Below are 14,601 nucleotides of genomic sequence, written 5' to 3'. Positions count from 1 at the left end.
AATGGGACAAATCATCGTAATGGAAGAGCTACTTTCCAATAAAATAGCAGCAGGGGAAGTAGTGGAACGTCCCGCTTCTGTTGTAAAAGAATTAGTGGAAAATGCAATCGACGCAGAAAGCACATCGATTGAAATCATATTAGAAGAAGCAGGGCTTGCGAAAATTCAAGTAACGGATAACGGAAAAGGAATGGACGAAGCAGATGCTGTTCAATCCTTTTCAAGACATGCGACGTCTAAAATTACAACGGAGCATGATTTGTTTCGCATCAGATCGTTAGGTTTTCGCGGGGAAGCACTTGCCAGTATTGCATCTGTCTCGAAAATAAGTTTATGGACATCTGACGGAGAAAATGTTGGAACGAAAGTGGAACTAGAAGGTGGGCGAATCATTTCTTGTACACCAGCCCCTATTCGCCGTGGAACAGATATTGCAGTAACGCAATTATTTTTTAATACACCAGCTAGGTTGAAATATTTGAAAACGATTCAAACGGAACTTGGTCATTCGATCGATTTGATCAACCGATTAGCACTTAGTTATCCGAACATAGCCTTTAAGCTTATCCATAATGCCCAAACGATTATCCAAACAAGTGGAAGAGGAGACTTAAGACAAGTGCTCGCTTCTATATATGGTGTGACGAATGTAAAGAAAATGGTTCCATTTGAAAAGGAATCATCCGATTTTCAAATTTCAGGATTTGCGACGATGCCTGAAATTACACGAGCATCTAAAAACTATATAACGATTTTAGTGAATGGTCGCTGGGTTAAGCATTACGGGTTAAATAATGCGATTGTAGATGCCTATCATACACTTCTTCCGATTGGAAGATATCCGATTGTTGTATTGAATATTGAAACGGACCCTATGCTTACAGACGTGAACGTCCATCCGGCGAAGCATCAAATAAGACTTAGTAAAGAAAAAGAGTTAATGGAGCTTGTTCGTCAAACGATTCGTTCGGTTATCCACCGAGTGCAACAGCCACCGAAAATTATAGAAAAGCCAGAAGTGAAAAAACAGCAGAGCGTGCAATTCGATTTCTTTAAACCGTATACACCTCCTGAAGAACCAGTTGCTCCGGTAACAGAAGAGCTGTCGGAGCAACCAACGATCATTCATGAAGCGCAAACACCGTTACCACAAGAGCAGACACCCGTGGTTGAACCTTACGTAGAAGAAGCGTATATAGAAGAAGTTGTGGCAGAAAAACAGCCTTTTCCTGATTTACATGTTGTAGGACAAATCCATGGAACATATATTGTTGCGCAAAGCGATGATGGCTTTTATTTAATCGATCAGCACGCAGCGCAGGAACGGATAAAATATGAATTTTATAAAGAAAAAGTGGGAGAAGTAAACGCTGGAGAACGACAAGCTTTATTGCTGCCTCTTACATTCCATTATTCACTTGACGAGGCGTACCGAATTAAAGAATCCATCCAGGCACTTCAAGATGTGGGGATATTTTTAGAGGAATTTGGTTCCTCCAGCTTTGTCGTCAGAGAGCATCCAACATGGTTTCCAGCAGGACATGAAACAAAGATTATCGAAAACCTAATCGAACAAGTATTAACGAACCGAAAAACAGACATTAAAAAACTTAGAGAAGAAGCTGCTATTATGATGAGCTGTAAATTATCGATCAAAGCGAATCATTATTTAACGATGCATGATATGGAGCAGCTGTTACAAAGCTTGAAAGCTGCACAGCACCCACTCACATGTCCGCATGGCCGCCCTGTTATTGTGCATTTTTCAACGTATGAAGTGGAGAAGATGTTTAAACGAGTCATGTAGGAGGGAATCAGATGGAAAAATTTATTTTATCGATTGATCAAGGTACTACAAGCTCGCGCGCCATATTGTTTGATCGGCAAGGTAATATTGTGCACACTGCGCAAAAGGAATTTACACAATATTTTCCGAAACCGGGATGGGTGGAACATGATGCACAGGAGATTTGGGGCTCTGTTTTGTCGGTCATTGCAGGGGTTTTGACCGAAAGTGGGAACCAACCAGAAAATGTGCACGCAATTGGTATTACAAACCAGCGGGAAACAACGGTCGTTTGGAACAAAAAAACGGGAAGGCCGATTTATCATGCGATCGTTTGGCAATCCAGACAAACGCAAAGTATTATCGATGAGTTAAAAAAAGAAAAGCTTGATACATTTTTCAAGGATAAAACAGGGCTGATGCTAGACCCTTACTTTTCTGCTACGAAAGTAAAATGGATTTTAGATCATGTTGACGGAGCAAGAGAGCAAGCAGAGGCAGGAGAACTGCTTTTTGGAACGATTGATACGTGGTTAATTTGGAAACTTTCAAACGGTAGTGCGCATGTGACGGATTACTCGAATGCGTCGAGGACTATGCTCTATAACATTTATGAACAGCAGTGGGATCAAGAAATTTGCGATAAATTAAATATCCCGTTGAGTATGCTTCCAAGCGTTGCATCTTCTTCCGAAGTTTATACACAAACGGATCCGTCCGTATTTTTCGGAAAAGCGATAGATATTGCAGGAGCAGCGGGGGATCAACAAGCAGCCTTGTTTGGTCAATGCTGTTTTGACAAAGGAATGGCCAAAAATACGTATGGTACTGGTTGTTTTATGCTGCTCAATACAGGAGAAGAAGCAGTTAAATCTCCATCCGGACTACTCACAACGATTGCATGGGGTCTAAATGGCAAAGTGACTTATGCTTTGGAAGGTAGTGTGTTTGTTGCTGGTTCTGCCATTCAATGGCTTAGAGACGGGCTTCGTATGGTGAAAAAAGCGGCGGACTCCGAAGACTATGCAAAAAGAGTGGAATCGACAGACGGTGTATACATTGTTCCAGCTTTTGTTGGTCTTGGTACTCCTTACTGGGATTCAGATGCAAGAGGAGCCATTTTTGGACTTTCCAGGGGGACGACAAAAGAGCATTTCATTCGAGCGACATTAGAGTCTCTCGCCTATCAATCGAAGGATGTACTCCATACGATGGAGCAGGATTCTGGAGTGGATGTGGAAGTGCTTCGTGTGGACGGAGGAGCCGTGGGCAATGAATTCCTCATGCAATTTCAAAGTGATCTCCTGGACCTACCAATAGAACTAGCTAAGTTAAATGAAACAACTGCACTTGGTGCTGCCTTTTTAGCAGGTCTAGCTACTGGGTTTTGGAAAGATGAGCAGGCGCTTTCCGATATGCGTGAAAGCCAAAAGCTATACGAACCAAAAATGGATGAACAAATGCGTAACCGGTTATATAAAGGTTGGAAGAAAGCAGTGGAAGCAACAAGAGTATTCAAACTTTCAGATGAAGAGGTGGATTAAGTGAAATCTTCTGTGGAACGAGAACAAATTTTGCACACATTAAATTTTTATGAATTCGATGTATTAGTCATCGGAGGAGGTATTACGGGAGCGGGTATCGCATTAGATGCGGTGACTCGCGGCATGTCCGTTGCATTAGTCGAGATGCAAGATTTTGCTGCGGGAACTTCAAGCAGGTCGACGAAGCTTGTACATGGTGGACTTCGATATTTAAAACAATTTGATGTGAAAGTAGTAGCAGAGGTTGGAAAAGAACGAGAAATCGTGTATGAAAATGCGGTGCATGTGACAGAACCAGAATGGATGCTATTACCGTTTCATAAAAAAGGGACATTTGGTCCACTTAGCACATCTGCAGGATTAAAAGTGTACGATTTTCTAGCTGGTGTCAAAAAAGAAGAGCGACGTCATATGCTGACTCCGGAGCAAACGCTGGAAAAAGAACCGCTTATTAAAAGTAAAGATTTACTTGGTGGCGGCTACTACGTAGAATACCGAACAGACGATGCCAGGCTAACGATGGAAGTGCTGAAAAAAGCAATTGAAAAAGGGGCAGTTTGCCTTAATTACGCGAAAGCAAAATCTTTCTTGTATGATGATCAAAACAAAATCAACGGTGCAGAAATTGTAGATGTTTTAAAAAACAAACGTATTCATATTCACGCGAAAAAAGTGGTGAATGCAACAGGACCTTGGGTCGACGCAGTCCGATCACTCGATGCGATTGATAATAAGAAAAAGTTAAAGCTAACAAAAGGTGTTCATATCGTCTTGGATCAATCTGTTTTTCCTTTAAAGCAGGCAGTTTACTTTGATGCTCCCGATAAACGCATGATCTTTGCTATTCCGCGTGATGGGAAAACTTATGTTGGTACAACGGACACTTTTTTTGAAGGTAATATCGAGCATCCTATTGCAACAGATGAAGATGTGGACTATTTAGTAAATGCCGTTCATCATATGTTTCCGCTCGTAAATGTATCGAAAAGACAGGTGGAATCTACTTGGGCTGGTGTTCGTCCGCTTATTTATGAGGATGGGAAAAATCCTTCTGAAATTTCACGGAAAGATGAAATTTGGAGTTCCGATGCCGGATTATATACAATAGCTGGTGGCAAATTGACGGGCTATCGTAAAATGGCAGAAACAATCGTCAATGCTATTTCTAAAGAGCTGGGCGATGAACAATATGGTCCCTGTGTCACTAAGCATGTTCCTTTATCGGGTGGGGACCTCGGAGGTGCGGACCAATTGGAAGCTTTTATTGCAACAAAAGCACAGATAGCACCTTCGTATGGTTTATCAATAGCAGAAGGAAAAAGCTTAGCAAAATTTTATGGAACGAATGTAGACCGAGTATTCCACTATGCACATATACTGTCTACCGTTCCAACTGAGCTGCCATTAAGTCTTCTTGCACAAGTCTATTATGCGGTTCATGAAGAGATGGCCTATACGCCTGCTGACTTTTTAGTAAGAAGAACGGCAATGCTTTATTTTAAAATCGATCAATATAAAATGTATAAAGAGGGTATATTGAACGTGATGGCACAATTGTTGCAGTATAGCGAGCAAGAAAAGACTTTTTATCAAAAACAATTGGATGCAATATTAATGGAAGCTACTATAAATGAAAGCAGGGCTGCTCTCTGAAAACGATTCTAGAAGGTCAAATGTCTGATGGTCACTTAGTCCATATTGTCAAATATATGCCGGAGGAAACCCCGGTCCTGCATGTGCATCTATTGCACGGGATGGCAGAGCATATAGAACGCTATGAGGAATTTGCGCAATTTTTAGTAGGAAATGGCTTTATTGTAAGTGGTCACGATCATCGTGGACATGGAAAAACAGCTGAAAAAAATGGGCAACTAGGTTTTTTAGCTGACCAAGATGGTTTTGACCGAATAGTAGAGGACGTGCGTGAGGTTTTAGTGCATGTGCGAGAAGATATCGGAGACGTGCCGCTTGTTTTATTTGGTCATAGTATGGGGTCCTTTGTTGCGAGAAGATATATGCAAAAGTATAGTGAATCTCTAGCTAAGGTTGTCCTCAGTGGTACGGCGTTTGATCCTGGAATCATGGGAGATATTGGGACTGTTATCGGAAAACTAGCTTCCAAAAAGAAAACACCACAAGCAGAAAGTCCTTTGCTTAATAAGCTTTCCTTTGGTGGATTCAATAAACAATTTAAAGATGCCGAAACAGATTTCGATTGGTTAAGTTCGGATGCAAATGAAGTGAAAAAGTATATCGATGATCCTTATTGTGGTTTTATCCCTTCGAATCAGTTTTATATCGATCTCTTTCATGGCTTAAAAATTATACATCAAGATAGTGAACTCCAGTACATGAGAAAAGATTTACCTATATTATTGGTAAGTGGTTTAGATGACCCGGTGGGTAAATCAGGTAAGGATATTTTTAAAGTAGCGAAAGGTATGACGAATGTAGGAATGGAAAACGTAACAGTTCAATTAATAGAAAATGCACGACATGAAATTTTAAACGAAGTGAATAAAAATGACACGTATCAATTTATCCAAAATTGGATGTTAAAAGATGTCTGAGAAACCTGTAGTACTAGCAATTGTAGGTCCTACAGCGGTAGGGAAAACTGCTCTAAGTATTGAGCTTGCAAAAACATTTAACGGAGAAATCATTAACGGTGATTCCATGCAAATTTACCGAGAGCTTTCTATTGGAACAGCGAAAATTACGGAAGAGGAGATGGAAGGAGTTCCCCATCATTTATTGGACATAAAGGATCCTAATGAAAGTTTCTCAGTAGCAGAGTATCAAAAAATCGTGCGAGAGAAAATAGAAGAAATTGCAGCAAGAGGGAAATTGCCGATAATCGTTGGAGGAACTGGGCTCTACATCCAATCGGTCTTATATGATTTTCGTTTTACAAAGCAGCCGAAACTAGACGTAGACTTACAAAAAGAATTAGAAAAGCTACCACCAGATGAATTGTTTAATCGATTACGTAAATTAGATCCGGAAGCCGCTAATGAAATTCATCCGAACAACGTACAGCGAGTGATTCGCGCAATCGAACGAGTGGAGCTGAGCGGAAAGCAGAAAAAAGAAATAGAACAAGACCATGGACAGGAAAAAGTATATCCCCATTATATAATCGGTCTCACTACCGATCGGGAAGTTCTGTACGAGCGGATAAATAAACGGGTAGATTTGATGGTGGAAAAAGGATTATTAGAAGAAGTAAAAAAACTCCATGAACAAGGGATTCGTGGAGTTCAGTCGATTCAAGCAATAGGCTATAAAGAAATTTATGCTTACTTGGATGGATTCCTCACACTAGAAGAGGCATTGGATAATTTAAAGCAAAACTCTAGAAGGTACGCAAAACGCCAGTTAACTTATTTCCGCAACAAGATGGACATCCATTGGTATGATCCATTTGTGGATAGAGAAAAGATTATAAAAGAAATTACCGATTTCTTGCAGGATAATTAAGAAATAAGGCGAATAGTAGATGTGGAGAGTACTGAATTATGTAAAATGCACAATGGGGGAATTGGAATGAAACCTATGAATATTCAAGATAATTATTTGAATCAATTAAGAAAAAACAATATTTTTGTTACAGTATTTTTATTGAATGGCTTCCAACTAAAAGGGCTAGTGAAGTCGTATGATAATTTTACCGTTCTTTTTGAGTCAGATGGAAAGCAACAGTTAATATACAAGCATGCTATTTCTACATTTGCTCCTTCTAAGCCTGTACCACTTACGGAAGAATAAGCCAGGTGAATTGACAGACAAGCAGGTTACTATTATGATTTTAAAGGAATAGACATCAGAAGGGCAGATTAAAAATGAATGTAATTACAACGGAACAACTTTTAGAAAAAATAGATGCTGGCGAAACAGTAAGTGTCATTGATGTACGTGAAAGCGAGGAAGTGGCAACTGGTATCATTCCGGGGGCAAAACATATCGCATTAGGTCAAATCGAAACGAGTATGGATCAACTGGACAAATCCGTCCCTCATTATATCGTCTGCAAAGCTGGTGGTCGCAGTGCAATGGCTTGCGAGATTCTTGAGGAAAATGGTTTTACAGTAACAAACGTTGCAGGTGGTATGCTAGATTGGGAAGGCGAGCTACAGTTTTAACTAACTTTACTTCAGCGAAGGCTAATTTCATTTAGTTGAGATTAGTCTTTTCTATTTGTCATTTAAATCAAGGAGCGAAACAGATGAATTTTACGACTACATTATTACCAGAAGTTTTAGATATAGCAAAAAGAGCGGAAGCAAAAATTGCGAGTTACCATAAAGAAGTAGAAAATATTGCATTCTTCAATCAACAAAAAGTAATCCACGCATTTAAAACCCATCAAGTAAGTGATCATCATTTTAACCCATCTACTGGTTACGGCTATGACGACGAGGGGCGTGATACGTTAGAAAAAGTATATGCGACCACATTTGGAACAGAAGCAGCACTTGTACGTTCGCAAATTATTTCGGGCACGCATGCGATTTCGATTAGTTTGTTTGGTGTGCTTAGACCGAATGATGAGCTGTTATATATAACGGGTAAGCCGTATGATACACTTCAATCCATCGTAAGTGGAGGAGAAGAAGATACTGGTTCACTTGCCGATTTTGGCGTTTCATATCAGCATGTGGACTTGCTAGAATCAGGAGCGATCGATTGGGAAATGGTTGAAAAAACGGTCCAAGCAAATACAAAAGTAATTGCAATCCAACGATCCAAAGGGTATGCGGTGCGTCCATCTTTTACAGTGGAGCAAATAAAAGAAATGGTCCAAAAGATAAGAGCGATAAAAGAAGATGCCATTATTTTCGTGGATAATTGCTACGGAGAGTTTGTGGAAGAACTGGAACCGACCAATGTTGGGGTTGATTTAATGGCAGGCTCTTTGATCAAAAATCCTGGTGGCGGCATCGCGAAAACGGGTGGCTATATTGCAGGAAAAGCGGAACTTGTAACGAAGTGTGCGTATCGCATGACTTCACCGGGAATTGGAGCGGAAGCTGGAGCTTCTCTTAACACATTAATGGATATGTACCAAGGTTTTTTCCTTGCACCTCATATAGTTTCGCAAGCGGTAAAAGGAGCAATTTTTACTTCAGCGGTATTAGAAGAAGTGGGAATGATGACGGAGCCCCATTACTCACAAAAAAGAACAGACCTCATTCAATCGGTATCGTTCCAAACAGCCGAGCAAATGATTCAGTTTTGCAAAGCGATTCAAATGCATTCGCCGGTGAACGCTCAATTTGCACCGGAACCAGCCTATATGCCGGGTTATGAGGATGATGTGATTATGGCGGCGGGTACATTCATTCAAGGATCTAGCATGGAGCTAACGGCAGATGGACCAATCCGCCCTCCGTATACGGCTTTTATCCAAGGTGGCTTGACGTACGAGCATGTGAAATATGCCATTTTAGGAGCAGTGCAGTCTTTAAGGTAAATTTAGAAATAAAAGAAGTGTAGGAAGTGACTTGGTCATTTTCTGCGCTTTTTTTATTACCTTTTATCATTTATTGAGGGGGGATTGTAAGGGAGCTACTAGTTTATTTAACAACTGGTTCCCTATATTTATGATTCCATTATAAAGAAATATATGGAGAGCCATAGCCTTTTAATTTTCATGGCAGTAATCGTTAAGGCAGTTTTTTGCTGTTTTAACTGTAGTGCAGAATCTATTACCTTGTACTTCTAGAGAATGCAGAAAGATAAATAGGTTGATGTAATTGATTTATCAACGGCGTTCTCTATTATATAACAAACATACTAATTAAAATTTTCAAAACATATTGAAAGATGAAACAAAATGTTTTATTATATTACCTAACGAACATTAGGTAGGTGGTGAGATTACAAAATGACAAAAAAGAAACTAATTGAAGCTGCTTTGACCATTTATGCAGAACAAGGATATAAAGGGACCACAATGAAAAAGATAGCCGATGCCGTTGGAATTAAAGCATCCTCTATTTATTTTTTTTATCCAAATAAAGAAGCGTTATTAGAAGAAGTATTTCAACAGATATTGGAAAATCATCAAAAGGAATTGCATCGAATTTTCGAGAAAACAAAGGGGTTACCTGTCCGCAGGGGTTTGCAACAGTTATTAAGAAGTGTCGCTTATTTTCATCGAAATGATGTAGTAAATACAAAAGCCTTTGTACAATTAACTTCAGGTTTTGCAGACTTCAAGAATGAATTTTCAAAATACTTGGATGAATTTGAAAGTTGGTTGTTACAAAATTATTTTAACGAACTATCAGACGAATTTCCGAATGCAACGCACGTAGAAATCAAGCAATGTGCACATCAAATTGAACTAATTGCAAATGGGCTTTTTTGGTCAACAATCGTCTATTCTGACGAGGTGTTTGAAAATCAAGTTCAAGCTGCTGAAAAATTGTTACTCGCGCTTATCAATCAATTAAAAAAAGGAGAGAACGAGTCATTATGAGATTATTAGGAAAAGAAGAAATTGAAAATATTGCAATTGGTGCTGCGCTCCTTGGTACTGGAGGGGGAGGAGATCCGTACATCGGCAAACTGATGGCTTTACAAGCAATCGAAGAATACGGACCAATTCGTCTCATTTCGATTGATGAAGTGCCTGATGGTGCATTAATCGTCCCTTCTGCTATGATGGGCGCACCTACAGTAATGGTAGAAAAAATACCAAATGGTGATGAAGCGGAGGCTGCTTTTAAAGCATTAGAAAACTATATTGGGCAGGAAATTTATGCAACGATGCCGATTGAAGCTGGTGGTGTGAATTCATTATTACCGCTTGCATTAGCAGCAAAACTTGGCTTACCGGTAATTGATGCGGATGGAATGGGACGAGCTTTCCCGGAATTACAGATGGTGACTTTTTATTTAAATGGTATTTCCGCATCTCCTATGGTTTTAGCGGACGAAAAAGGAAACAATCTGGTTATGAATACCATTAATAATAATTGGGCGGAACGGATTGCCCGCAGCGCCACAGTTGATATGGGCGGCTCTGTCATGCTAGCAATTTACCCGATGACAAAAGAAGAAGTAAAAGAAAGTGCCATATTAGAAAGTTTGACACTGGAAGAACAAATCGGCGCTGCTATACGCAAAGCCAAAGAACGTGAAGCGAATCCAATAGATGCTGTATTGCAATTATTAAATGGTTTTGAACTATTTAAAGGTAAGATTAGCGATATTAATCGTGTAACTGTTGACGGTTTTGCGAAAGGGCAAGCGAAAGTACAGGGATTAGATGCTTACATCGATCAAGAATGTATGCTTCATTTCCAAAATGAACACCTTTTAGCAACTAAAGGCGAAGAAACGCTATGTGTTACACCAGACTTAATTGCTGTGTTAGACACAGATACAGGTATTCCCATTACTACGGAAGGCATACGCTATGGAGCGCGCTGCACAGTTATTGGTATACCTGCAAATGAAAAATGGCGTACAGAAAAAGGGCTGGCAACAGTGGGACCAAACTATTTTGGATATGAAGTGCCTTATGTGGAAGTTGAAAAATTACAAGCGAAGAAGGAGTTATCGTAAATATGGAAATTTATCGGATAGGAATCGACGTTGGCGGTACTCATACGGATGCAGTCATTTTGGATGCTTCAAATAACGTAATCGCAGAGGCAAAAGAGCCTACAACTGCAGATACATCAACTGGTATATTCAATGCATTAAAAAAAGTAGTTTCAAATTCTAACGTTGATAAAAGTCAAATTAAGTATGCGATGCTAGGTACGACACATTGTACAAACGCGATCGTTGAACGAAAAAGATTAAATAAAGTCGCTTCGATTCGAATAGGAGCGCCTGCTACATTAGCTATTAAACCACTGGTTGGTGTACCTGAGGATTTAAAAAATATTATCGGAAAGCATCTTTATATCGTTGAAGGGGGTCATGAATTCGACGGCAGAGAAATTACCTCACTAAATGAAGATAAAATAAGATCCATTTGTAGGGAATTAAATGGGAAAGTAGATTCGATTGCGGTTGTTTCTGTATTCTCACCGATTTCAAAAACACATGAAGAACGTGTCAGTGAAATTATTCAAGAAGAACTCGGTCCAGATATCGCCATTTCGCTTTCGTCAGAAATTGGAAACGTGGGCTTAATCGAGCGTGAAAATGCTACGATTTTAAACGCAGCGATTGTGGATGTTGCAAAAATCACTGCCCAAAGCTTTGTTGATGCACTTGAAAACGAAGGAATTCAAGCAACTGTATTTTTTGGACAAAATGATGGCACATTAATGTCTGTTGAATACACCGTGAAATATCCGATTTTAACAATTGCTTGCGGGCCGACAAATAGCATTCGAGGCGCCTCCTACTTGTCGAAAAAAGCAGATGCGCTCGTGATCGATGTCGGTGGAACAACGACAGATATCGGTGTACTTGCTAATGGATTCCCTCGCCAATCTTCTCTTGCTGTAGACGTCGGCGGCGTTCGCACCAATTTCCGGATGCCCGATATTTTATCCATGGGATTAGGAGGCGGTACAATTGTAAAATTGCTTGATAATGGCGAATTTACAATTGGTCCCGAAAGTGTCGGTCATCGTTTATATAAAGAAGGCTTAGCTTTCGGCGGAAATACGTTAACAACAACAGATGTTATTATCGCTTTAGGAAAAGCTAAGATCGGAAATCCTGAGTTAGTAGCACATTTAGATCAAAGCTTATTAGAAAAAATATATGCAGAAATGACGTTTATGGTAGAAGAGTCTATCGATAAAATGAAAACGAGTGCAGATGACATACCCGTTGTTTTAGTAGGTGGTGGCAGTATATTATTCCCATCTGCTTTAAAAGGGGCAAGTGAAGTCATTAAACCTGCTAACTTCGGCGTTGCAAATGCAATTGGATCTGCAATTTCTCAAGTGAGTGCAGAAATCGAAAAAATCTTCAAAATGGATGATTTAGGTCGGGAACAGACGTTAGATTTAGCTAAATCAATCGCATACGATGAAGCGGTAAAAGCTGGGGCTGACAAAGAAAAATTGAATGTGGTAGATATCCAAGAAGTTCCACTTGCCTATATGGCGGGGAATGCTACAAAAGTACGGGTGAAAGTTGCTGGGGATTTAATCTAAATTATTAGGGGGCATACATGATGAAAGTTAAAGTAATCTTACCAATCACTTCGGACATTTTTAACGAGGAAGTTTTGCAAGAATTTTCTTTTTATGCATCAGCTGGAACTGAAATAAGCATGACGAACTTATCCACCGGTCCTGCATCAATCGAAAGTGAATACGACGAAGCGCTTTGTTTGCCAAACTTTTTAGAGAAAGCAATTGAAGCAGAAAAAGAGGGTTACGATGCCATTATTAGTGATTGTTTCGCTGATCCTGGAGTCAAAGCAGCTCGGGAGGTACTTAATATTCCTGTGATTGGACCAGGTGAATCCGCTATGCTTTATGCCAGTTCACTAGCAGGTTCTTTTTCGGTCGTTACTGTATTGCCTAATGTTATTTCAATGATTCGCAATGTTAGCAAATTAGCTGGTTTAGATAGCAAACTTGCATCCGTTCGATATGTTTTAATTCCAGTGCTAGAGGTACAAGACAAAGAACGTTTGATGGATGCTCTCTATTCGGAAATGATCAAAGCAATCGAAGGAGATCAGGCGCACGCTTTAGTATTAGGGTGCACAGGTTTCCTAGGCATTGCAAGTGAGTTGCAAGAACGTCTAAATGCTTCCGGGTATGATGTACCTGTTATCGATCCTGCTTTTGCTTCACTTCAAATGGCGGAATCGCTTGTAAATATGAAAGTCAAACAAAGCCGTTTAACCTATATGACACCACCGTCAAAAGTACGTATTTAATTTAAAGGGGGACTATTATGAGCGCAGCAAAAAATGCTATCGGTGATGATTACTCATTATCTCGTGTGCCACAATCCGCACGAAAATCTTTATGGAGCATTACGATCATTCGAGTTGGGGCATTTGCCACGATCTCACAATTTATTTTAGGGGCTACGATGGGATATGGCATGACATTTACGGATGCGCTCATTGCCACTTTTTTTGGTAGCATCATACTTCAAGCTGTTGGATTCCTTTTGGGCTACATCGGTGTTAGGGAAGGGTTGTCAACAAGTTTATTAACGCGTTGGGCAGGCTTCGGAAAACATGGAGGTACTATTTTTAGTATTATAATAGCAATTTCCTGTATCGGTTGGTTCGGTGTCCAAAATACGATTTTTGCCAACGGATTAGTAGAAGCGTCTAACGGAAAATTACCGTTAATACCCGCTATGTTCCTTACTGGATTAAGTGTAACTTTCTTAGTTATTTTTGGATTTAAATTGCTTAGCATTACAGCTGCAATTGCAGTGCCTGCTTTTTTACTTGCCGTATCGGCAGGGGTCTTTTCTGTCTTTCGTGAGACTTCTTTATCCGAGCTCTTTTCAGCAGCACCAGCGGGTGAGCCGCTATCAATTGGGGTAGCTTCTACAATGATTGCGGGCGGTTTTATCGTAGGGGCAATCATTACGCCTGATATTAGTCGTTTTGCTAGAAGTGGAAAAGATGTGTTCTGGATGACTACAATAGGTTTAATTATAGGTGAACTAGGTATCAATATGATAGCAGTATTACTAGCATTAGCTGCAAGAACAAATGATGTTGTCAGTATTATGGTACAAGCATCAGGGATTATTGCCGCATTAGTCGTTGTTTTTTCTACTATTAAAATTAATAATGTCAATTTATACGCTGCGTCTTTAAGCGTTACATCCATTTTTGATTCCGTCTTTAATGTACGGTTAGGTCGTGCGAAAGTTACCCTTGTCATTGGAATAATCGGCACAGTGTTATCTGCAATTGGGATTTTAAATTATTTTATCGATTTCCTAGTAGTACTTGGTGTGTTAGTTCCTCCGGTTGCGGGAATTATTATTATAGACTACTTCATTCTTAAAACGAGTCGTCAAGTATTAGATGAATCCAGAGAACGTGGCGAGTTACCAAGTGTTGCCGGTAGATTAAGTCCCATTACGATCATCGCTTGGGCAGCCGGGTTTTTAGTGGGCTACTTTGTAACGTGGGGCATTCCATCTTTGAATGCACTCTTCGTTAGCGGTATTATATATTACATTGGAGGACTGGTTGTTCGGACTAGAAGTGTGGCTATCTCGTAGGATAGTAGTAGAATTGCATACTAAGAGTATATTAATGCGCACTTAAGTTAGAAGTGGTTATATCGCTGGAAAAATTGACTT

The 14,601-nt window shown here is 39.9% G+C and carries 13 protein-coding genes; all 13 read left to right on the top strand.

Annotation, left to right across the window (positions count from 1 at the left end):
• The first annotated feature begins 1 nt into the window (after position 1).
• Positions 2-1,807 (top strand): DNA mismatch repair endonuclease MutL, encoded by a 1,806-nt coding sequence (gene mutL, locus FG382_RS02700; protein ID WP_142537320.1) that lies wholly within the window; start codon positions 2-4, stop codon positions 1,805-1,807.
• Between the two features lie 11 nt (positions 1,808-1,818).
• Positions 1,819-3,330 carry a glycerol kinase GlpK gene (glpK, locus tag FG382_RS02695; protein ID WP_142537319.1) on the top strand — a complete coding sequence of 504 codons (1,512 nt, stop codon included), beginning with the start codon at positions 1,819-1,821 and terminating at the stop codon, positions 3,328-3,330.
• The gene (locus FG382_RS02690; protein ID WP_142537318.1) at positions 3,331-4,983 is read left to right on the top strand and encodes a glycerol-3-phosphate dehydrogenase/oxidase; all 1,653 of its coding nucleotides are present in this window, start codon (positions 3,331-3,333) and stop codon (positions 4,981-4,983) included.
• 20 nt (positions 4,984-5,003) lie between these two features.
• A complete protein-coding gene (locus FG382_RS02685; RefSeq protein WP_142537317.1) occupies positions 5,004-5,900 on the top strand; it encodes an alpha/beta hydrolase in 897 nt (298 codons plus the stop codon).
• Positions 5,893-6,810, top strand: a complete 918-nt coding sequence (gene miaA, locus FG382_RS02680; protein WP_142537316.1) for a tRNA (adenosine(37)-N6)-dimethylallyltransferase MiaA — start codon at positions 5,893-5,895, stop codon at positions 6,808-6,810. The genes FG382_RS02685 and miaA overlap by 8 nt, the downstream gene beginning before the upstream one ends.
• A 66-nt stretch (positions 6,811-6,876) precedes the next feature.
• Positions 6,877-7,098, top strand: coding sequence for an RNA chaperone Hfq (gene hfq, locus FG382_RS02675; RefSeq protein WP_142537315.1), 222 nt, complete (start codon positions 6,877-6,879; stop codon positions 7,096-7,098).
• A 74-nt stretch (positions 7,099-7,172) separates the two neighbouring features.
• Positions 7,173-7,472 carry a rhodanese-like domain-containing protein gene (locus FG382_RS02670; RefSeq protein ID WP_142537314.1) on the top strand — a complete coding sequence of 100 codons (300 nt, stop codon included), beginning with the start codon at positions 7,173-7,175 and terminating at the stop codon, positions 7,470-7,472.
• An 83-nt stretch (positions 7,473-7,555) separates the two neighbouring features.
• Positions 7,556-8,803: a methionine gamma-lyase family protein gene (locus FG382_RS02665; RefSeq protein WP_142537313.1), complete on the top strand. Its 1,248-nt coding sequence runs from the start codon at positions 7,556-7,558 to the stop codon at positions 8,801-8,803.
• A gap of 414 nt (positions 8,804-9,217) precedes the next feature.
• Positions 9,218-9,814 carry a TetR/AcrR family transcriptional regulator gene (locus FG382_RS02660; protein ID WP_142537312.1) on the top strand — a complete coding sequence of 199 codons (597 nt, stop codon included), beginning with the start codon at positions 9,218-9,220 and terminating at the stop codon, positions 9,812-9,814.
• A complete protein-coding gene (locus tag FG382_RS02655; RefSeq protein ID WP_142537311.1) occupies positions 9,811-10,905 on the top strand; it encodes an S-methyl thiohydantoin desulfurase family protein in 1,095 nt (364 codons plus the stop codon). The genes FG382_RS02660 and FG382_RS02655 overlap by 4 nt, the downstream gene beginning before the upstream one ends.
• A 2-nt stretch (positions 10,906-10,907) precedes the next feature.
• The gene (locus FG382_RS02650; protein ID WP_142537310.1) at positions 10,908-12,464 is read left to right on the top strand and encodes a hydantoinase/oxoprolinase N-terminal domain-containing protein; all 1,557 of its coding nucleotides are present in this window, start codon (positions 10,908-10,910) and stop codon (positions 12,462-12,464) included.
• 20 nt (positions 12,465-12,484) lie between these two features.
• On the top strand, positions 12,485-13,201 hold the full coding sequence (locus FG382_RS02645) for an aspartate/glutamate racemase family protein (protein ID WP_142537309.1): 717 nt from the start codon (positions 12,485-12,487) through the stop codon (positions 13,199-13,201).
• Between the two features lie 17 nt (positions 13,202-13,218).
• Positions 13,219-14,520: a purine-cytosine permease family protein gene (locus tag FG382_RS02640; protein WP_142537308.1), complete on the top strand. Its 1,302-nt coding sequence runs from the start codon at positions 13,219-13,221 to the stop codon at positions 14,518-14,520.
• The last annotated feature ends 81 nt before the right edge of the window (positions 14,521-14,601 follow it).

It is taken from the genome of Psychrobacillus lasiicapitis (genome assembly GCF_006861795.1).
GTDB classification, from domain to species: Bacteria; Bacillota; Bacilli; order Bacillales_A; family Planococcaceae; genus Psychrobacillus; species Psychrobacillus lasiicapitis.
This window is presented reverse-complemented; position numbering and strand designations above follow the sequence as displayed.